The organism is Leuconostoc lactis KCTC 3528 = DSM 20202, from assembly GCF_014651235.1.
GTDB classification, from domain to species: domain Bacteria; phylum Bacillota; class Bacilli; order Lactobacillales; family Lactobacillaceae; genus Leuconostoc; species Leuconostoc lactis.
The window spans coordinates 221010-242211 of the sequence record NZ_BMWM01000001.1 but is presented as its reverse complement, the minus strand read 5'-3'; the positions used below and the strand labels follow the sequence as shown (position 1 = coordinate 242211).

Genomic DNA, 21202 nt, shown 5'->3' with positions numbered 1-21202 from the left:
CACCATTAAAGACCTTGATGGGTTTTTCTGTCCACTTAAATGTTCAACTTAAATTTTACAATCTGCCTTATTTAAAAAATAAGCGACATGTGCCGCAGCTTAAAAAATTTGGCAAAATTACTTATGTGTCGCGGCGAATGGGTTATGTGATGCTGTACGTCAACGATGAAGACATTGCGGCACAAATTGATAAAATTAAGCAATATAAATTTGTCCGCGACGTCCTTAGCTCGCCAAGACCTGATATTGATCCGGACTTGGGCGATGTTCATGATGATATTTTCTTTGAAAACTATGATGAGGAGAACGGGAGTTCATCACAAGCGGTGATGATGCAACCGGTAGATAACTAGTATGCGAGTAGTAGCAGGACGTTTTCGTGGGACACGCTTAGAAGCGGTGGCCGGCGATAAAACGCGGCCCACAACGGATAAAGTCAAAGAGGCGATGTTTAGCATGTTGATGCCGTTTTTATCGGGTGGCAATGTGCTTGATCTATATGCAGGTACTGGTGGCCTAGGTATTGAAGCTGTGTCACGGGGGATGACCCATGCCACATTGGTTGATCGCCAATTTCAAGCGATTAAAGTTATTCAAAGCAACGTTGATAAAACGCATGATGCCGCAGCATTTAGCATCTTAAAAATGCCAGCGCAACAGGCGCTACAGAATTTTGTTGCTGCACAGCAGACGTTTGATTTGGTCTTTTTAGATCCACCTTATGCTAAGGAAACGATTGCTGCAGATATGCAATTTATGGCACAAAATGGCTTGTTAGCAGACGGGGCGATTATTCTCGCAGAGAGTAATGATGCGGCTAACTTACCAGAAGCAAGTACACAATTTAACATTTTACGACAAAAACAATATGGGATTACTGTTGTGACCATTTATCAATTCGATAAATAAGGGGACAACGATAAGGGGGAACCACGATGAGTATTGCATTATTTCCAGGCAGCTTTGACCCATTAACAAACGGGCATCTTGATATTATTCAACGTGCCAGTCAACTTTTTGACCACGTTGTGGTTGGGGTTGGGCATAACACGAGTAAGAAGGCTTTGTTTACACCGGAAGAAAAAGTTGATTTAATTTCAACTGTTGTTGCCGATTTGCCCAATGTTGACGTGACCATTATGCATGGCCTAACTGTCCAATTTATGTCTGAAATTGGGGCAAAGTTTATTGTCCGTGGCTTGCGGAATAGTAAAGACTTTGAATATGAACGGGATATTGCCGGTGTTAACAGTGCGTTAGCCGATGTTGAAACCATTTTACTTTTAGCAAAACCAGAGAATCAAAACATTTCAAGTTCAATGGTCAAAGAAATTGGTAGCATGGGGGCGGACAATATGGCAAAATTTGTGCCAAAAGTGGTCGTTGATGCGTTGAAAGAACGGTTAAACTAAATGCGAAAAAAAAGTAAAATCATTGCCGCGATTGCGGCAATTTTCCTATTCATTGGCATTGGCGTTTTATTTTGGCCACTAAATGGCTATATTGAGAGTCCAGGTGAAGCTGATGATTTGGCGAAGTTTGTTAAAATCGGTGGCAAAAATGATACGGCCAAAGGGCGTTATAACATTACCTCGGTTTATCTGTCTAAAGCCAATGTTCTCGGCTATTTGCAAACCAAAATCAATCCGCAATTATCTTATGCGTCTGCAGAAGAAGTTACTGGTGGTGAAAGTTCGGCTGTCTTTGCTAAAGTACAGAATTTTTATATGCAAAGTGCCATTGCCAATGCCGAACAAGTTGCCTTTAAAAAAGCGCAACGGCCCATTACCACTACTTATCGGGGAATTTATGTGTTGAGTGTGAATGATAATTCACATTTCAAACATAGTATTCAGGTTGGGGATACCATCACGGCAGTTGACGGCCATCATTATGATAATTCCGATGGGTTTATTAAATATTTGGCTGATAAAAAACCTGGTGTTAACGTGACGATCGACTATCTTCGGGATGGGAAATCTGGCCAAATAACTGGTAAAACCATTAAATTACCAAGTACCCGTTCACCAGAATATCCGAATGGGCGTTCAGGCATTGGGATTGTGCTAACTGATAATGTTGCCGTTACGACAGATCCTAAAGTCGAAGTTGATCCAGGTCAAATTGGTGGGCCGTCAGGTGGGTTAATGTTCACCCTGCAGATATATGATCAGCTGACCGGCAATCATTTGGCCAAGGGGCGTAACATTTCTGGCACTGGTACGATGAATGTGAACGGTTATGTTGGTGAAATTGGTGGTATTGATAAAAAGGTCATTGCCGCCAAAGAAGCGGGCTCAACCATCTTTTTTGCCCCATATGTCGAACCAACCAAAGAATTACTAAAGTATGAAGAACAACACAAAACGAACTATCAGTTGGCACGTGATACAGCGAAAAAATATGCGCCAACGGTCAAGGTTATTCCAGTCCAAACATTTGACGATGCGGTCAATTATCTGGCAACCGGAAAAATAATTAAAACAACGGATAAGCCACAGTAAAAAAGCAACGACGGTGTCGTTGCTTTTTTATAATTTATTAATATACAAACTGTTAATCCAGCCGTGATGAGCCAGTTCGTACCAGATAATGCCGTTGTCGTGGTGTTGTTCGTTAATGATGGCGACAAAATCACCATCGGCGACACTGCCAATTGGCAAACCGTAGGGTTCGGCAAAAACTTCAGTCGCTTGATTTGGCAAGAAATTGACAATGGCATTGGGCTGGTCGTTAGCCACGGCATGGGCCTGAATGTAATGAATATTCTCGGCATTTGGTGCTGTGTCTGAAAGCACCATGAGATGCGCTTCGTACCGTAGCCAAGCATGATCACCAATCTGGTACCAGAATTGGCCATTGACCGTGATGACACGAAGTGGCGTCGCCCAAAAACTGCCAACCGGAATATTGGCGCTCACAGCTGCCTGATCATCAGGTGCTTCATAGGCCAACATATCAGCTTGCACGGCAATATACATGGTGATACGGTGGGCATCCCGCCAATTGCTTGGTCGGAAATAGAGATGTAGTGACTGAGGTAAATTACCAAAAATACTGTTGAGATCACCAGAGGCATCAACGTAGGTGTAATTGGTAATTTCAGGGATTGTCACGCTATAAGGCTCACCAACGCCACCATCTAAGCGCGTTGGGGACATGAGTGTTGCTTGGGTAGCAATGTCTTCGTAATAAACCCAAACGGGTGAGTCATTTGTCATTATTTAACCCTCCTTGTTGTACGGCGTTTAGTAGAACCACGTGTCATAAATTGTGACGGGTTCGTGGCGTTTATGCGCACTGGCCAAATATAAGGCTTCAATTTTTTCGGCAAGTGCAGTAGGAACGGTTTGGCCTTCAAGATAGTCATCGATAACGTCATATGAAACGCCGAGTGCGACTTCATCTGGTAACTGTGGGCGATCATCTTCCAAATCAGCCGTTGGTACTTTTTCATAAAGTGCTGCGGGGGCCGCTAACGCTTGTAACATTGCACGACCTTGTCGCTTATTCAAACGCCAAAGGGGATTGATGTCGGTGCCGCCATCACCGTACTTAGTAAAGAAACCAGCAAAGGCTTCGGCCGCATGATCCGTCCCAATCACCACGCCCTGATATTCGCGGGCAACTGCATATTGGGCAATCATCCGCATCTTAGGCTTGATTGACCCACGACTCAGGTCATCGACCACTAAACCGCTCTCGCGCAGTGCCAAAGTCATGGCATCTGTCGCCGTTTTTATATTAGTCGTGATGACGCGATCAGCATCGATAAAGGCTAAAGCGGCTAAAGCATCTGGCTCGTCTAATTGCTGACCATAAGGTTGTCTAATGGCAATGAGTTGGTAGGTTTGACCGGTTTCTGCAGTCAGTTCTTGTGTTGCCAAACGCGCGAGTTTACCAGCAAGCGTCGAATCTTGGCCACCAGAGACGGCAATCACATAGCTCGTATATTGTGGATTTTGTAACAAATAATTTTTTAAAAAATCTACAGAACGGCGCACTTCAAGTGCGGGATCAATGGTTGGTTGAACGTGTAAATCGGCAATGATTTTGGCTTGTAAGGGACGCATATTACTTCTCCTGGAGATTGTGCTGGACCGCATGAATGGCGGCGTTTTTGGCTGCAGCAAGTGCTGGGGATAGGGTAACCGGATAGGTTGCTGGTTGGTCTAACCGCTTGAACTGTGGGTCGATTGCTGCCAGACGTTGCTTGGCGTAGGCTTGACTATCAGCTAAACTTGGTAGCGTATAAACACGCTGACCAGCAACAAAAATATCTTGGAGCAGTGGGGTGCCGTCATGTGCTTCGTCCGCAAAAGTTAAGACATCACCAGTATGCGTCCGCCAAATTTGCTTTTTACCAGGCGTAGAAATTTTATCGCGATCATCAGAGAGCTTAATCGTATTTTGACCAGCAATATTGACCATTTTGTAAACCGCGCCTAATGCGGGTTGGTCATAAGCGGTGATCAGTTTCGTCCCTACGCCCCAAACATCAATTTGTGCCCCACGGGCTTTTAATGCAGTAATGGTGTACTCATCTAAATCATTAGAAGCATATATTTTGGCTGATGGGAAACCAGCGGCATCTAGCTGCTGGCGAATGGCTTGAGATAGAGCCACCATGTCGCCAGAATCAATGCGGACCCCCTGAAAGTTAATCCGGTCGCCAAATTCTTTAGCCACCTTAATGGCATTTGGCACACCAGAATTGAGGGTATCAAAGGTGTCAACGAGGAAGACGACATCGTGATGGGTGTTAGCATACGCCTTAAAAGCTGTATAGTCATCTTGATAGGCTTGTACTAACGCATGGGCATGGGTACCGGCGACTGGTAGGTCAAATAATTTCCCTGCGCGCACATTGGAAGTGGCGTTAAAGCCACCGATAAACGCTGCGCGGGTACCCCAAAGGGCTGCATCAAATTCTTGGGCGCGTCGTGTGCCAAATTCCATCAGCGGGTCTTGTCCAGCGGCTGTTCGGACACGGGCTGCTTTGGTGGCAATTAACGTTTGAAAGTTAATCATGTTGAGGAGGGCAGTTTCGAGTAATTGCGCATCGACCAAGGGCCCTTCAACTTGCAGTAATGGTTCTTGAGCAAACATCACTTCACCTTCATGTGGTGCTCGAATTGTAGCCGTTAAGCGCCAATCAGCTAGATAAGTTAGGAAGTCTTCTGGATAAAGTGACAAATGACGCAAATAATCAATATCGCTAGTGGTAAAGGTCAGGTTTTCCAGATAATTAACGGCATGTGCCAAACCAGCAAAGAGCACGTAGCCGTTATTAAACGGCCGGTTTCTAAAATAAGCTTCAAAAACGACGGGCTGTTGCGCAATGCCCGCTTGCCAATAGGTATAAATCATGTTGATCTGATACAGATCGGTATGTAGAGTCAGTGAATCGTCTGGATAAATCATGGTGATTTCCTTTAAAATTATTAAACCCATTATAGCAAAAAAACAGGGGCCTTATCGTAGAAAAAATATCTCGTAAAAGGCGTGATATAATAGAAACATGACAGAAATTTTGACAAACAATTCAAACGAAACCCAACAGTTTGCAGCACGTTTAGCCAAACTCGCTTATCCTGGTTTAGTGATTACCTTGCAAGGTGATTTAGGGGCCGGTAAGACTACCTTTACGCAAGGATTTGCGCGTGAACTTGGCGTGCGCGCACGCGTGAAAAGCCCCACTTTTAATATTATGAATACCTATGCGGCCCGCGACTTTCCAATTTATCATTTTGATGCTTATCGCTTAGAAGAGACAGGGGCGCAAGATCAAGGTTTTGAAGATTATGTTGGTACGGATGGGGTAACCTTGATTGAGTGGCCACAATTCATGGCTGATTTACTCCCAAATGATCGGCTTGTCCTTAACTTTTTGCGTGGTGATGACGATGATGTGCGGACAATTCAAGTTCACGGTTTAGGCACAGCGGAAAAGATTGAGGCACAACTATGACATTTGATTTAACCCAACCCATTGCCTTTGAGCTAGCTGAGGCTAGCTTAGAACGTGCGGCTGAATGGCAAGCCCTCATTCACCAGTTGATGACGGAAACAGATACGTTTTTGGTGACGAGTGTCCGTGATGGGGATGTGATCCCTGAAGTTAGTGACGGGCCGGCCATTACGTTGTTACTCATTGCTGAACAAGGGGCGCTGAATTTACCGGTGGGTATTGGCTCAATTGAAAACGGTGAAGTCGGCATGGCGATTTTGGCACAATTTCACGGGGCTGGTTTAGGCCAAAGTCTTTTAACAGCCTTACTCGATTGGGCTGAACATGTTGGCTTAGATCAGGTCTGGTTAGATGTGCAACAGGATAATCACCCCGCCCAACATATTTATCAAAAGTTTGGTTTTCAAGCCGTTGATGAACCAGTCGCTATCGTGTTACCCAATGGGCGGGCCACGCAATTGCAACGTATGGTCAAGGACTTGGCTTAAATAGGAGGACACGATGAATTTTGTTGCAATGGATTTTGAAACAGCGAATCATGAAAAACACTCTGCCGTATCGATGGCTCTGGCGGTTGTTCGGCAAAACGAGGTAGTGGATGAGTTTTATAGTTTGATTCAACCAGAAACTTACTTTAGTGCACGCAACACCGCTATTCATGGTATTCGTGAACAAGATGTTGCGCAGGCGCCAAAGTTTCCAGAAATTTGGGCGCAGGTGGCGCCACTATTTACCGAAGACAAACTTGTTGTGGCCCATAACGCGCCGTTTGACCATGGGGTGTTGCAGGGAACATTGGCGTATTACGGGATTGAAGCACCGCACTATATGTTGTTAGACACTGTGCGTAGCAGTCGGCAACTTTTTCCGCACTTCCGTAACCATAAGCTCAACACGGTGGCTGAAAATCTGGGGATTACGTTAGACCATCATCATAATGCGTTGGATGATGCTGTCGCAGCCGCGCAAATTTTAATTTATCAAGACCAACATTTTGGGACAGCTAGTCTTAAACCTTTTGTTAAAAATAAATGACCTCACCAAGCCGGTGAGGTCATTTTGATTAGAAAGCCATTTTTAATGAGATAGGGGCGTGATCTTGACGCAGACCCGTGTCAATCACGGCTGTTTCTGTCACTTTATCTGCAATGCGATCACTGACTAGGTAGTAATCGATCCGCCAACCAGAATTATTAATTTTACTGGTTTTACTAATTTGGGCCCACCAAGTATAAATACCAGGGGTATCTGGATTTTGGGCACGCATGGTATCAGTGAAACCAGCAGACAAGAGCTCAGTGAACTTTTCACGTTCTTGATCGGTAAAGCCAGCAGACTTATGATTCGTTTTGGGATTTTTCAAATCAATTTCTTGATGCGCGACGTTCATATCGCCACTAAAAATCACAGGTTTTTGGGCATCCAGTGATGAGATGTAGGCGCGATAAGTATCGTCCCAAGCACCACGATCAGCGAGGCGCGCTAAGGCAGAACCAGAATTTGGCGTGTAAACGGTTGAGACAAAAAAGTCCTCAAATTCCAAGGTGATAATCCGACCCTCAAGATCCATCTCACCTGGTGCCCCAATGGTTGGATAAGTCACAGCAAGTGGTGTCAAACGTGTCAGAATCATGGTGCCTGAATAGCCAGAGCGCGCGTCACTGGCGTTGACATAAATTTGATAGTCGGGAAAAAGTTCAGCTAACACTGTGGCCTGCTTTTTAGTGAGACCAGTGGCTTTGAGTTTTGTTTCCTGAATGGCAAAAACGTTAGGTTGTTGGGCGGCAATTTTTTGCAGCACGTCCCAAGTCATTTCACCACGGGCCGATTTGTGCTCGATGGCAGCGTTAATTGAATCAATATTCCAAGAGATAAAGTGCATGATGGGTTCCTTTGTGGCTTAATTAGCGTATTTTTTCATGAAACGGGGCAGTGCGTCACTAATTGCTGTGGGTCGTGTAATATAGTGCGTTTCTGCGAGTTCATCAGCAATGGCGGAGTGGGTGTACACGGCGGCTAAGACGGCATCAGCGAGCGATACTGCAAAAAATTGGGCCGCAAAGCCAGCAATAATACCAGCTAGGGTATCGCCCATCCCACCCACAGCTTGATGTGGCCCACCGATGGTGAGTTCGTAAATATCTGTCGGGGTATAGATTTGCGTATGGAACTGTTTAAGCACCAGAATAGGCCGCACATTGAATTTTCCACAAGCTAGCACGTTAAAAGCTTCAAAGGCTTGTTGTGGTATTGAGACACCACTGAGACGTTGCCATTCCATTTGGTGTGGGGTGATAACCAGCTGTGAGTTTGGCCAAGGTAAGTGGTGTTGGGCGACCAGGGTCAAAGCAGAACCGTCAACGATTAAGATGTGTTTTGGATAGATGGCGGCAAATGTAGCTTGCAAAATATCGAAACGATCACCTAAACCAGAACCAATTAAGATCACGTCGTGTTGCTGAATTAAAGCTGTTAAGTCTGCATTGAAATCAACGACCATTGCTTCAGGTAGTTGGCTATGAATGGCTGTGAAATTAACCGGATCGGTGGCAACGGTGACCAAACCAGCCCCAGCATTAACTGCGCCCAACGCATTCATAATCACGGCGCCCCCATATTGCACGGTACCACCAATGATGAGTACACGCCCAAAACTTCCTTTATAAGTGTGTGGTGGTCGCTTGGTAATGACTTGTGTTAAAATTTTTTCCGTAAGTGACTTCACAATCAAATCCTCATTGTTTTAATTTTGTCAGTTAAAAACAGATGAAGGTTGTCTTAGCGGGTTAAATCTTTGCGATTTTCCCATAACGTCATGACAGCTAACAGTACTAAGCCGAAATTAGCCGTGAGGATCGCGAGGGTATCTTCTTTCAAAATCCAACTGACAAGTGATACGAACATTAAAATAATCGCAAAGATGGTTGTGTATAAAATTGATTTCTTCATAATTTCTCCCTGATCAGACGCGTTGTTGGATTTTCAATGCTGTTCGTTAAACTAAAACAACCATGAATGAACCGACTAATCGTGTGTTAGGCCAACCAAATCGACGCGTTGACCTAATCATACTGCCTTCATTTTAAATGATTTAACAGCCATTTACAAACGCGGTATCAGGGACGACAATTATTGGCGCAATAAATATTTATTAAAAAACAATGACGCTTCTATGCAGAAACTATCAATAATTTGCTATAATCATTGACAATAGTATAATAAGGTATATCATACTGAAAGGTTTTTTAAACTCATGACAATCGATTGGAAACACGAGACGGCTTTACGCCAAGATGATTTTATAACAGACTTAAAAGATTTGTTGGCGGTTGAATCTGTGCGTGATGATTCAAAGGCAACACCAGAAGCACCACTTGGTCCTGGACCAAAAGATGCCCTTGTGAAGATGTTAGCGATCGCTGAACGCGACGGTTTCACAACCAAAAACATTGATAACCTAGTGGGTTACATTGAAATTGGGCCAAAAGACGCTGACGAATATGTGGCAATTTTGTCGCACGTCGACGTGATGCCGGCTGGTGAAGGTTGGGAAACAGACCCCTTTGTACCAGTTGTTACTGATGATAAAATCATTGCGCGTGGCGCCTCAGATGATAAGGGACCAGGAATGGCTGCTTATTATGCGTTCAAGATTTTGTCTGATTTGAAAGTACCTTTGAAGCGCCGTGTACGTTTGATCTTTGGGACAGATGAAGAAAATGACTGGACAGGCATGACACGTTACTTTGAAGTGGAACCAGCCCCAGTCTTTGGTTTCTCACCAGATGCCGAATTCCCAATTATCAATGGTGAAAAGGGTAATTTCCAAGTTTTGATCAAGGATGAAGCGACAAATGGTGGCTCAGTGAAGTTAGTGGCCTTTGAAGCAGGTTTGCGGACAAATATGGTACCTGGTATTGCGCGTGCGACTGTCGTCACAGCACAAGCTGAAGCCATGGTTGCCGCTTTCCAAGACTTTTTGGCAGCTAACCCACAAATTTCTGGTAGTGCTGAATCTGATGGTGATGACATTAAGTTTGTCGTGAATGGTAAGCAAGTGCACGGGGCAATGCCTGAAACGGGTGAAAATGCCGGCACTTATTTGGCCAATTTCTTGCAAAACTTTGACTTTGGTGGCACAGCCAAGTCATTCTTGACCTATCTAGGGACACCAGCTCACCAAGACACAATTGGTGAAAAGTTTGGTGTGAACTATACGGATGATGTCATGGGGCCATTGTCAATGAACGTTGGGATTCAAAAGTTTGTGGCTGGACAAGAAGCCTTCATTAACTTTAACTTCCGTTATCCAAATGGCATCACGCCTGATGAAATTGTGGCTGGTCTTGCCACACAACTCAATGGTTGGGATGTGACACCAACCATTGGTGGTCACGCGCAAGTACCACACTATGTTGCACCAACTGATCCAATTGTTGAAACATTGCTACGTGTTTATCATGATCAAACTGGTTTGCCAGCCCATGACCAAGTGATTGGTGGTGGGACTTATGGCCGCTTGATGGCACGTGGTGTGGCGTTTGGGGCCTTGTTCCCTGATTCACCGGATACAATGCATCAAGTTAATGAATTTGCGCTATTGGATGATTTGTATCGTTCAATTGCCATTTATGCGCAAGCCATTGCTGAAATTACGAATTTAGATTAAGTAACCGAAGTACGTCAGTGATTACTGACGTACTTTTTTAGTGGCTAAAAACATGTTGCTTGTAAACTTACAAAAAGTAAGCATATTGCTTGCGATGGATCTTTTTTCCTGTATAGTTAGGCCTATAACGATTATGAAAGTAGGGCATACCTATGGGAACAACAATTCGCGGCATTCATCATGTCACAGCCATTACCAGCAGTGCACCTAAAATTTGGGATTTTTTTACCAATCAACTGGGGTTACATTTAATTAAAAAAACCGTTAACCAAGATGATGTCCATACCTATCACTTATATTTTTCAGATGATCAAGGCGAAGCAGGGAGTATTTTGACGTTCTTTGATTTTGCAGGGCTTCAAAAAGCGACTTTTGGGACGAATGAAATTTCACGCACGACTTTTCGCGTGCCAACCCTGGCATCATTTGACTATTGGCGGGCGCGGTTTACGCAATTTGGCATTCGTTATGATGACCAAACTGTGACCCTTTTTGGGGCCACTTATCTTAATTTCTATGATTTTGATGGCCAACGTTATGCGCTGATTGCTGATGAGACCAATCCACGACAAAATCCCGTTACCAAGGCCCACCAACCTTGGCAACAGGCAACTGTGGCGCCAGAACATGCCATTGTCGGCTTGGGGCCGGCGTTTGTAACTGTTGACGATGATCAAGCGATGACCATTGTGTTAACCAAAATCATGACAGCACAAAAAATTGCGACTTCAGGCAATAATACGTTGTATGAATTTGATAATGGAGGATACGGCGCCCAAGTAATTACCCAATTATCGCGCATTATTCCAAGTGGGACGCAAGGTTATGGGAGTGTGCACCATTTGGCGTTTACAGTTGATGATGACGCCGCGTTAAAATATTGGATTGATCGTCTGCAACAACTGGGGATGCATGATTCTGGACTGGTTGATCGTTTCTATTTTAAATCTGAATATTTCCGACCAATGCCAGGCATTTTGTTTGAATTAGCCACAAATGGGCCAGGTTTTCTGATTGATGAAACCTATGAGACAGCCGGTATTCATCTTGAATTACCGCCATTTTTGGAATCACAGCGCGCTGACATTGAAGCACATTTGGTGAACTTTAATTCACCAAAATCCTGAGTGAATCGCAGACAAGCACAAGGATGAAACTTTATGCATGAACAAAATATGACGAACAGCCAGCCTCTATCACCATCTGATTTGGACCAAGTGCGGCATTTATTTATTTCGGGTGACCGGAAGCGCTCGCCGCTTGTGTTATTACATGGGACAGGTGGGGATGAAACGACTTTAATTGAAGTGGCCCAGTTTTTGGCACCGGAGCATCCAATTTTAGCGATTCGTGGCCGAGTTGTTGAAAATGGTTATTATCGCTATTTCAAACGACAAGCCGTTGGCGTATTTGATTTAGTCTCTTTGGCTGAGGAAACGCAATGGCTTGTGGCGGCAATTACTGGTTTGGCTGAACGGTATCGGTTAAACATCGCCGATATGACTGCTGTTGGATTTTCTAATGGCGCTAACATTGCAGTTCATGCCTTGTTAACGCAGCCACAAGTGCCATTTCAACAGGTGATGGCATTACATGCCATGCAAGTCGCTGCGATTACCGCACCACAAAATTTAGACGGCACACCAGTATTTTTGAGTTATGGCACCCAGGATCCGTTGATTTCGCCACAAAACTTTGCCGCCATGCGTGATAATTTACATCAGGCAGGGGCAGATCTGTCAATTTTTCAAACTGACGGTTCGCACAATCTTACAAATGCGGAACTCCAAGCGGCACAGACGTGGTTTAAAGCGCAACAACGTGACGTCTAACCTAAGCCAACAAGTACTTAGGGATGACATCTTGGTACAGTTGGCGTGTTGCAGGGAACTTGTTATAATTGATGACAAGTATTGCATGTTGTGTCATGAGGTACTAGATTGACAGAAAAGAAAGTGAGGGTGGGACGCTAATTCGTTTCGGTTACTGAACAACAGCGTGTCACGTTAAAGAGCATGAGGACTTTTGCAGGAAATCTTTATAAGGATGATCTTGAAGGCAATAATATCGGCGTTTTTTTTGGTACTTTGGCACCGATGCACGTGGGTCATCAAGCAGAAATCTATAAGGCTGCGGCATTGAATGATGGCGTGGTGGTGATTGCGTCGGGTTATACTGGTGATCGTGGTGATCAGATGGGCTTACCCGTTGAAAAAAGATTTCGTTATTTACGCGAAGCTTTTAGTGATGAATCAGACATTAAAATTGATTACATTAATGAAGACAATATGCCCCAAATGCCTGATGGCTGGGATGAGTGGACGCGCACTTTAGTGGCCACAGTGAAGCGTAATATTGTGAATCAAGATGCTAAGATTACGTTCTATACTGGTGAACCAGATTATAAAGTAGAATTGGAAAAGCGCTTACCCCAAACTGGTCAATTTAAGGTCAGTTTGATGGATCGTACTGTTTTAAAAATTTCAGCGACAGAAATTCGTAAGGATCCGATTGCCAACTGGGATTATATTAACCGTGTTTTCCGTCGGCATTTTACCAAAAAAGTGACGGTTATGGGGTCGGCCTCAACCGGTAAATCAACTTTGGTTCGCCGCTTGGCGCGGACGAGTAATTCACCGTTTTCAGAGGAATACGCCCGAGAATATCAAGAACGATCAAATGTGAGCGATGATGAGTTAATTGTGAAGGATTATATTCGGCTGATTCAAGGCCAATATGATGCGAATTCGCGTGAAATCAATTCGCCGGCCAATAACGGGTTAACGATTTTTGATACGGATGCGATGGTGACGAAAGTATATGCTGACATGTGGTTGGACGAAGCCGATCGGGCGCAGCTGCAACCGTTGTTTGATAATACGATTAGTGAAGAACAAATTGATTTGATTTTGGTCATTCCACCAGTCACACCTTACGTTGATGATGGTTTTCGTAATATGTCAACAGCAGACGAAGCCTCACGTTGGGCGTTCCACCACGCGTTGATGCGCGTTATTGATGAGTATGGCTTTATGGATAAAGTGGTCTTACTGGATGCCAAAGGGGATAGTGATGACCCGTATGGTTACTATGCGCGTTACTTACAAGCCTTAGATGCCATTCAAGAAAGAACAGGTTTCAATATCAAACATTTAGAGTAAACCAACCCTGTTGGTTTTTTTATGCCAAAAAAGACAACATCGTCTGTTCAGATTTTGATATGATAAAGACTAAAATGCAATGTAATGGAGGCGAGTATGGTAGCGCAACGGGCAGGGAATAAGGCAGAACAACACGTGGCACAAATGGGTTTTTGGGATCAATTGGCAACGTGGATTGGGGCCAATGCCAATAATGGCACCTGGTATATGGGCGGTGTTTTAGCAGCGTTAGGTTTTGCTGGAGCACTTGGCGTGATTTTAATTTCAGGGCCGCTGGCTTATCTTTTTTTGGCGTTAGTGGGCTACATGGGCTACAAAATGCGCGCCTCAACGATGAATTTGATGCGGCCGGCCTTTGGTTTACGGGGATCAATTGGACCATCGTTGATTAATGTGATTCAGTTTATGGGGTGGGCAGCTGTTAATACTTACATTGCTGCCATTTCTGTGAGCTATTTGCTGAGCAACATGTTTGGTACCGCACACTTTAAGCCAGGTGGGCTGAAAGGGATGCTCATTGGGGTAGCGGTGATGGGCGTGTTGCACTTAATTTCGATTTCACTGGGGCAACGTTCAGTTCGTTTGATTGAACGGGTGGGGATGGTGTTGGTCATCTTACTCGTGATTTGGGAAACTGTTGTGGTGTTGCAAGAAGTACCTTTGTCAAAAATTATGACTTGGACGGCGCCATCAGCTGCCCATTTGCCATTTGGGAAAGCCTTAGATGTCTTTGCTGCCTTTAACTTGGCTTGGGTGACGGCGGGTGCTGACTTCACGCGCTTTGCTGATAAAAAATCGGCGGCAACAACGGCCCCATTTTTGGGCGCAACAATTGGGTTGTATTGGTTTGCTATTGTTGGGTCGATGACGACCATTGCGGCCGCTGTTTGGACGCAAGTGTTTGATCCCAATAGTTCAGATCCATCAACGGTAGCAGCTAAACTTGGGCTTGGTGCCTTGGCTTTAATCGTCATCATGTTGACCTCAACGACAGCTAATGCGGTTAACTTAATGGCGGCTGGATCGGCCCTAAACAATATTGTGCCTAAATTAAAACTCACCCCAAGTCTATGGTTAGTCACCATTGTGGCAACACTGATGAGTTTTATTCCGTTTATTGTCGGTGGTTTCATTGAGACATTTATCTGGTTCTTAGATTTAATTGGGATGGTTTTGGGACCTGAAATTGCCATTTTATTGGCGGACTTCTTCATTGTTCAAAAGCAAAATTACGACCGAACGGCCTTTAATCAAGGGAAAACTTATTGGTATACGGGTGGCTTCAATCTCCGTGCTTATATCGTGTGGGCTTTGAGTATGGGGTGCTACTTTGTGTTACAACAGGTACCGGTTGTTGTCCAAACGGTTGGCTCAAATTGGCTCACGATGATTTTTGCGGCCGTTGTTTATGTCGCAGTTTCTAGAAATCAGACAAAAATGTTGTGATTTACTGGTTTTTAAGCTAAAATTAATAAGTATTTAAAACATTTGGAGGACGTATCATGTCTAACTGGACACCAGCTGCGGATCAAAAGAACCAAGGCACATTAGAATTTGAAATTTCACGCGCACAAGTTGAAGAAGGTTTGGAACAAGCTTTCCAACGCAACAAGAATCAAGTTTCAGTCCCTGGTTTCCGTAAGGGTAAGGTAACAAAGGCATTGTTCTTCTCAAAGTTTGGTGAAGAAGCTTTGTATCAAGAAGCAATGGACATTATCTTGCCAGCTGCTTATGAAGCTGCCATTGAAGAAGCTGGTATTACACCAGTTGGTCGTCCAAACATCGAACCCGTTTCAATGAACAAGGGTGAAGCTTGGCAATTGAAGGCTGAAGTGACAACTGCGCCTGCTATCGAGTTGGGTGACTACTTGAACCTTGAAGTTGAAGCAGCCGACACAGAAGTTTCAGATGCTGATGTGGATGCTGAAATCAAGCGTTTGCAAGAAGGTCAAGCTGAACTTGTTTTGCAAGAAGCTGACGTTAAGGCTGAAAACGGCGACACAGTTGTGATCGACTTTGATGGCTCAGTTGATGGCGACCACTTTGCTGGTGGCCAAGCTAACGACTTCGCCTTGACTTTGGGTTCAGGTCAATTCATTCCTGGCTTTGAAGACCAATTGGTTGGTCACACAGCTGGTGAAGAAGTGGATGTTCATGTGACATTCCCTGAAGAATATCAAGCTGCTGACTTAGCTGGTAAGGACGCTTTGTTTGAAGTGAAGATTCACGAATTGAAGCGTAAGGAATTGCCTGAATTGGACGACGAATTCGCCAAGGATGTTGACGAAGAAGTTGAAACATTAGCTGAATTGAAGGAAAAGACACGTCAAAAGTTGTCAGAACAAAAGGCTGAAGCTGCACAAGCTGCCTTTGAAGATGCTGTCATCACAAAGGCTGTTGAAAACGCATCAGTTGATGGCGATGAAATTCCTGAAGCAATGATTGAAGAAGACGTACATCGTCAAATCGACCAATACTTGGGTCAATTGCAACAACAAGGTATTTCACGTGACATGTTCTTCCAAATCTCAGGTCAAACTGAAGATGACTTGCACAAGCAATTCGAAGAAGGTGCTGCAACACGTGTCAAGACAAACTTGGTACTTGAAGCCATTGTGAAGGCTGAAGGCATCGACCCAACTGAAGAACAAATCACTGAAGAAGTGAACAACTTGGCTGCACAATACAACATGGATCCAGCACAAATCCGTGCCACATTGTCAGATTCATTGTTGAAGCATGACATTGCAATGCGTGAAGTAATCAAGAAGATTACTGACTCTGCAAAGGCAAAGTAAGCCTTTAAAAAAGCCCACAGGGCTTTTTTATTTTGTCGCGTTGACAAGGTGAGCTAAAAGTCTATGGATTTAAGTCATGCTGTCACGACTAATCTGTTAAAATAGATAGTATTGACAATTGGTTAAAAATTGTTTTGAACGATTATATTTAAAGGAAAAAATATGGCACAGACACCAGGTTTTGAAGAAGAAATTTATTGTAGTTTTTGTGGCAAATCTGCGAGTGAAGTCAACAATATTGTCGCTGGGCCAAACGGTATTTATATTTGTAATGAATGTGTGGCTTTGGCTCAAAATATTATCAATGAAGAATTGACGGTTGAACAAGCAGTTACCGCTTTGTCATTGCCTACCCCACATGAAATTGTGGCACAATTAAATGATTATGTTATTGGTCAAGAAGATGCGAAGAAGACATTGGCCGTGGCGGTTTATAATCACTATAAGCGCATTAATGAACACTTTGCGCCCACGACTGATGTTGAATTGCAAAAGTCAAATATTGCTTTGATTGGGCCAACTGGTTCAGGAAAGACGTATTTGGCCCAAAGTTTGGCGCGCATTTTGAACGTCCCATTCGCTATTGCGGATGCCACAACCTTGACGGAAGCCGGTTATGTCGGTGAAGACGTTGAAAATATTATTTTGAAGTTGCTCCAAGCTGCTAACTTTGATATTGAGGCTGCTCAACGTGGTATCATTTACGTGGATGAAATTGACAAGATTGCCAAAAAGTCAGAAAATGTGTCGATTACGCGTGATGTGTCAGGTGAAGGGGTGCAACAGGCTTTGCTAAAGATGCTTGAAGGCACGATTGCCAGTGTGCCACCTCAAGGTGGGCGTAAGCATCCGCAACAAGAATTGATTCAAGTCGATACAACTAACATTTTGTTTATTGTTGGTGGGGCATTTGCTGGGATTGATACGATTATCAAGGAACGTTTGGGTGAACGTGTGATTGGCTTTGGCTCGCATGCTAATGAAAATGCCGCAGCGTTGGACGATGACAATATTCTCAAATATGTGCAACCAGAAGACTTAATCAAGTTTGGTTTGATTCCAGAATTTATTGGTCGCTTGCCAATTGTGACGGTTTTGGATGAATTGACGGTGTCTGATTTGGTGCGCATTTTAACAGAACCAAAAAACGCCTTGATTAAGCAATACCAAGCACTTTTGGGCTTAGATGATGTGGCACTAGAATTCCAACCAGATGCGTTAGAAGCGATGGCTGAATTGGCTATTAAGCGGCATACTGGTGCACGTGGGTTGCGTTCAATTATTGAACACGTCATGAAAGATGTGATGTTTGATATTCCAAGTCGTGACGATGTGGCAAAAGTTGTTATTACCAAGGCCTCAGTGTTGGATGGCGCGCAACCAGAATTGCATTTGAAGAAGGTGGACTAATCATGGATGTACACAATGTTGAAATGGTCATGAGTGCGGTGTCAGCCGCCCAATACCCAACGGATGGTAAGCCGGAAATTGCTTTAGTTGGTCGCTCAAATGTCGGTAAGTCATCTTTGACAAATACGTTGATTCAGCGTAAAAATTTTGCCCGCACGTCGTCACAGCCAGGTAAGACGCAAACGCTTAATTTTTATAATGTCGAAGACCAACTGTATTTCGTCGACGTGCCTGGGTACGGCTATGCCAAAGTGTCCAAGAAGCAACGTGAAGCTTTTGGTCAGATGATTGAGGAATATATCACGTCGCGTAAGCAATTGCGTGGTGTGATTAGCTTAGTTGATGCCCGCCATGATCCTAGTACGGATGATATTGCGATGTATGAGTGGTTACACTACTATAATATTCCGGTTTTGGTTGTGGCAACAAAGGCCGATAAAATTTCAAAAAGTAAGTTTAACAAATACGAAGCCAATATTAAGCGCACGTTAGGATTTGACGAAGAAGATAGTGATTTCTTATTCTTCTCATCAGAAACGAAGTACGGTAAAGACCAAGTTTGGTCATGGATTGAATCACATATCACGATGTAAAAACCAACATGATTGTTGGTTTTTTTATTAGGCAGGAGCCTGCCAGAGATTTGCCACGTCTGATACAATTAAAGTATGACAAATCAACGTTATGCACAAATCATTGTGGATGTGCCCACAATGCAAACGAATCAACCCTACACGTATTTGATCCCAGAAGCCATGCAGGACACGCTACAACCAGGTATGCGAGTCGATGTACCTTTTGGGGCGCGCAACGTGATGGGCTTTGTGGTGGCGCTTCAAGAGACGCCGCCAGAGACGGTGGCTAATCTGCGACCAATTGCGCAGATACTAGACTTAACACCAGTGCTCAATACGGAATTACTGACGCTTTCCAGTGATTTAGCGCAAGAAACTTTCGCCTTTAGAATCTCGGTGTTACAAACCATGCTACCAAACGCCTTAAAAGCCAGTTATGATCGGGTTTTGACACTGGTTGATGAGGTCGATGATGATGTTCGGGATCGCTTGTTTCGCGGGCTGGACCAAATAACCTTTCGTGCTAGTGACTGGTCTCATGACGACATTGCAAAATTTGCACAGCTACGGCGGACGCATCGCATTGAGCAATCAATCACCGTTAGTAATCGCGCAAAAGTTAAAACACAGTTGGCTTATCGGTTAAGTGATGATGTCGATCTGTTAGAAACGGCATATGCTGAATTACCGCGTACCGCCAAGAAAAAAGCAGCCTTACTCCAGTTTATTTTGGGACATTTAGGCGAAACGTGGTTGAAAAAAGACTTGCAAGAACAATTGGCTGTGAGTGCCGCAACACTCAATCAAGCTGTTCAAGCACAATGGTTGGCCAAACAGCAAGTTGAACAATTGCGGGATCCATTTGCAACGATGACAATTGCGCCGTCACAACCATTACAGCTTAATGCGGAACAACAAACCGCTTTTGACCAAATCACCTCAGCAGCTGATACTGGGCAATACCAACCATTTTTGCTAGAAGGCATTACCGGTTCTGGGAAAACAGAAGTTTATCTCCAAGCGGCCCAGCATGTGTTTGATAAAGGGCAAACGGTGTTATTTTTAGTCCCAGAAATTGCGCTAACCCCACAAATGGTGCGCCGTGTGAAGTCGCGTTTTGGGGCGCAGACAGCTGTACTCCATTCTGGCTTATCTGATGGGGAACGTTATGATGAATGGCGTCGCATTGAACGTGGCGATGTGAAAATCGTGGTTGGGGCACGGTCTGCAGTTTTTGCGCCATTGACTAATCTCGGTTTGATTATTGTTGATGAGGAACACGAAACAACGTATAAGCAAACAGATAACCCACGCTATCATGCGCGTGATGTTGCGCTATGGCGCGGCAAATATCATCAAATTCCGGTGATTTTGGGTTCAGCAACGCCATCATTAGAAAGTCGAGCACGTGCTCAGCGCGGGGTTTATCAACATTTACAACTGACACAGCGTGCGGGTGGGGCCAGTTTACCACCTGTTACGATTGTTGACATGAAGACCATGCTTGCCGATGGGCCGGAGACCAATTTTTCAGCGCCATTACTTGAAAAATTAAAGGATCGGTTGGCGCGTGGTGAGCAATCAGTGCTGATGCTGAACAAACGCGGATTTTCAAGTTTTGTCATGTGTCGCGACTGTGGCTATGTGCCGCGCGACCCTAATTGTAATTTGGCCATGACGCTGCATATGGACTCACATACCCTGAAATGTCATTATTGTGGGCATGAAGAAGCGATTCCGCAACGTTGTCCAAGTTGTGGTTCACAACGTATTCGCTATTACGGCACAGGAACGGAAAAGGTAGCAGCTGAATTAGCAGAAATTTTACCGGAAGCACGCGTGTTACGCATGGACCAAGATACGACTCGTCGGAAAGGGAGCATGGATCGCATGCTCCAACAATTCGGGGCACACGAAGCCGATATTTTACTGGGGACTCAGATGATTGCCAAAGGGTTAGATTTTCCTGATGTGACCTTGGTTGGGGTGTTGAATGCCGATACGGCTTTAGGGCTACCTGATTTTCATGCTAGTGAACGCACCTTCCAACTACTGACACAAGTCAGTGGTCGGGCGGGGCGTGGTCAAAAAGCGGGTGAAGTGATTGTGCAGACGTTTAATCCGCAGCACTATGCCATTACGTATGCCCAGCAACATGATTACGAAGGGTTTTATCGCCAAGAGATGGCGGTACGTCATGCTGGCAATTATGCGCCGTATTATTACACCGTGCAGATTCAAGCCAGCCACAGCGACGAAAATGAAACGGCTAAGCAAATGTTTCAAATTGCGAAATGGCTGCGACGCCGCGTTGGCGACGATGTGATCATTCTCGGCCCATCGCCTAAGCCGATTGCCAAGCTCCGCAATCGTTATTACTTCCAAATTATTCTTAAATTAAAAAAACGTGATAGTGTGGACAGTTTGCTCGATGAATTACAGCATCGTGCGCAAAAGGTCAAAGACGGGTTGCAGTTGAGCATCGATCGCGACCCAGTCTCGTTTATGTGACAAATACGTTACAGAATTTATGTTATAATGACTATTGGACATCAAAATACTCGTTATAACGAGTATTTTTTCGTGTAACAAGCTATCTTGGTTAGACAAATAAGATA

At 44.3% G+C, this 21202-nt stretch carries 22 protein-coding genes; 16 read left to right on the top strand and 6 right to left on the bottom strand.

Annotated features, from left to right (window positions below; all coding sequences use genetic code 11):
- Positions 1–17 precede the first annotated feature (17 nt).
- The 4 genes from IE039_RS01170 to IE039_RS01155 are packed head-to-tail and all read left to right on the top strand — an operon-like array spanning position 18 to position 2504.
- Positions 18–353 (top strand): DUF2129 domain-containing protein, encoded by a 336-nt coding sequence (locus tag IE039_RS01170; protein ID WP_189428583.1) that lies wholly within the window; start codon positions 18–20, stop codon positions 351–353.
- A 1-nt stretch (position 354) separates the two neighbouring features.
- Positions 355–909, top strand: a complete 555-nt coding sequence (rsmD, locus tag IE039_RS01165) for a 16S rRNA (guanine(966)-N(2))-methyltransferase RsmD (protein ID WP_019039743.1) — start codon at positions 355–357, stop codon at positions 907–909.
- Positions 910–935: 26 nt separating this feature from the next.
- The gene (gene coaD / locus IE039_RS01160; RefSeq protein WP_189428577.1) at positions 936–1412 is read left to right on the top strand and encodes a pantetheine-phosphate adenylyltransferase; all 477 of its coding nucleotides are present in this window, start codon (positions 936–938) and stop codon (positions 1410–1412) included.
- Complete coding sequence (locus IE039_RS01155) at positions 1413–2504, top strand: SepM family pheromone-processing serine protease (protein WP_146976429.1); 1092 nt, start codon at positions 1413–1415, stop codon at positions 2502–2504.
- A gap of 27 nt (positions 2505–2531) precedes the next feature.
- Here the strand turns inward: IE039_RS01155 and IE039_RS01150 are convergent, their stop codons facing one another.
- Genes IE039_RS01150 through pncB form a run of 3 tightly spaced genes read right to left on the bottom strand, consistent with a single transcriptional unit; the run spans position 2532 to position 5424 of the window.
- Positions 2532–3221 (bottom strand): MucBP domain-containing protein, encoded by a 690-nt coding sequence (locus IE039_RS01150; RefSeq protein WP_010003479.1) that lies wholly within the window; start codon positions 3219–3221, stop codon positions 2532–2534.
- A gap of 27 nt (positions 3222–3248) precedes the next feature.
- Positions 3249–4073 carry an NAD(+) synthase gene (gene nadE, locus IE039_RS01145; protein ID WP_048700067.1) on the bottom strand — a complete coding sequence of 275 codons (825 nt, stop codon included), beginning with the start codon at positions 4071–4073 and terminating at the stop codon, positions 3249–3251.
- 1 nt (position 4074) lies between these two features.
- Complete coding sequence (pncB, locus tag IE039_RS01140) at positions 4075–5424, bottom strand: nicotinate phosphoribosyltransferase (protein WP_048700065.1); 1350 nt, start codon at positions 5422–5424, stop codon at positions 4075–4077.
- 97 nt (positions 5425–5521) lie between these two features.
- On the opposite strand from pncB, the gene tsaE reads away from it, so the two are divergent.
- The 3 genes from tsaE to IE039_RS01125 are packed head-to-tail and all read left to right on the top strand — an operon-like array spanning position 5522 to position 7006.
- Entirely contained in the window at positions 5522–5971 is a 450-nt protein-coding gene (gene tsaE, locus IE039_RS01135; RefSeq protein WP_010003477.1) for a tRNA (adenosine(37)-N6)-threonylcarbamoyltransferase complex ATPase subunit type 1 TsaE, read from the top strand.
- Entirely contained in the window at positions 5968–6459 is a 492-nt protein-coding gene (locus IE039_RS01130) for a GNAT family N-acetyltransferase (protein WP_048700063.1), read from the top strand. Before tsaE ends, IE039_RS01130 begins: the two co-directional genes overlap by 4 nt.
- A gap of 13 nt (positions 6460–6472) precedes the next feature.
- The gene (locus tag IE039_RS01125; protein ID WP_029509089.1) at positions 6473–7006 is read left to right on the top strand and encodes a 3'-5' exonuclease; all 534 of its coding nucleotides are present in this window, start codon (positions 6473–6475) and stop codon (positions 7004–7006) included.
- A 28-nt stretch (positions 7007–7034) separates the two neighbouring features.
- Here the strand turns inward: IE039_RS01125 and IE039_RS01120 are convergent, their stop codons facing one another.
- Genes IE039_RS01120 through IE039_RS01110 form a run of 3 tightly spaced genes read right to left on the bottom strand, consistent with a single transcriptional unit; the run spans position 7035 to position 8920 of the window.
- Positions 7035–7853: an exodeoxyribonuclease III gene (locus IE039_RS01120; protein ID WP_010005617.1), complete on the bottom strand. Its 819-nt coding sequence runs from the start codon at positions 7851–7853 to the stop codon at positions 7035–7037.
- An 18-nt stretch (positions 7854–7871) separates the two neighbouring features.
- On the bottom strand, positions 7872–8696 hold the full coding sequence (locus IE039_RS01115) for an NAD(P)H-hydrate dehydratase (protein ID WP_029509091.1): 825 nt from the start codon (positions 8694–8696) through the stop codon (positions 7872–7874).
- Positions 8697–8749: 53 nt separating this feature from the next.
- Positions 8750–8920, bottom strand: a complete 171-nt coding sequence (locus IE039_RS01110; protein WP_010005620.1) for a hypothetical protein — start codon at positions 8918–8920, stop codon at positions 8750–8752.
- A 304-nt stretch (positions 8921–9224) separates the two neighbouring features.
- Here IE039_RS01110 and pepV point away from each other — a divergent pair, with 304 nt between their 5' ends.
- The 9 genes from pepV to priA all read left to right on the top strand — a co-directional run bounded on the left by pepV (position 9225) and on the right by priA (position 21095).
- Positions 9225–10640: a dipeptidase PepV gene (gene pepV / locus IE039_RS01105; protein ID WP_010005621.1), complete on the top strand. Its 1416-nt coding sequence runs from the start codon at positions 9225–9227 to the stop codon at positions 10638–10640.
- A gap of 152 nt (positions 10641–10792) precedes the next feature.
- Entirely contained in the window at positions 10793–11767 is a 975-nt protein-coding gene (locus IE039_RS01100; protein ID WP_029509093.1) for a ring-cleaving dioxygenase, read from the top strand.
- Positions 11768–11800: 33 nt separating this feature from the next.
- On the top strand, positions 11801–12472 hold the full coding sequence (locus IE039_RS01095) for an alpha/beta hydrolase (RefSeq protein WP_229782819.1): 672 nt from the start codon (positions 11801–11803) through the stop codon (positions 12470–12472).
- Between the two features lie 183 nt (positions 12473–12655).
- Complete coding sequence (locus tag IE039_RS01090; RefSeq protein ID WP_010005599.1) at positions 12656–13801, top strand: nicotinamide-nucleotide adenylyltransferase; 1146 nt, start codon at positions 12656–12658, stop codon at positions 13799–13801.
- Positions 13802–13897: 96 nt separating this feature from the next.
- Entirely contained in the window at positions 13898–15247 is a 1350-nt protein-coding gene (locus IE039_RS01085) for a cytosine permease (protein ID WP_010005598.1), read from the top strand.
- Between the two features lie 56 nt (positions 15248–15303).
- Complete coding sequence (gene tig, locus IE039_RS01080; RefSeq protein ID WP_010001994.1) at positions 15304–16599, top strand: trigger factor; 1296 nt, start codon at positions 15304–15306, stop codon at positions 16597–16599.
- 162 nt (positions 16600–16761) lie between these two features.
- Complete coding sequence (clpX, locus tag IE039_RS01075; protein ID WP_010001993.1) at positions 16762–18009, top strand: ATP-dependent Clp protease ATP-binding subunit ClpX; 1248 nt, start codon at positions 16762–16764, stop codon at positions 18007–18009.
- A gap of 2 nt (positions 18010–18011) precedes the next feature.
- Positions 18012–18602, top strand: coding sequence for a ribosome biogenesis GTP-binding protein YihA/YsxC (yihA, locus tag IE039_RS01070; protein ID WP_189428576.1), 591 nt, complete (start codon positions 18012–18014; stop codon positions 18600–18602).
- Positions 18603–18677: 75 nt separating this feature from the next.
- Complete coding sequence (gene priA / locus IE039_RS01065) at positions 18678–21095, top strand: primosomal protein N' (RefSeq protein ID WP_048700040.1); 2418 nt, start codon at positions 18678–18680, stop codon at positions 21093–21095.
- The last annotated feature ends 107 nt before the right edge of the window (positions 21096–21202 follow it).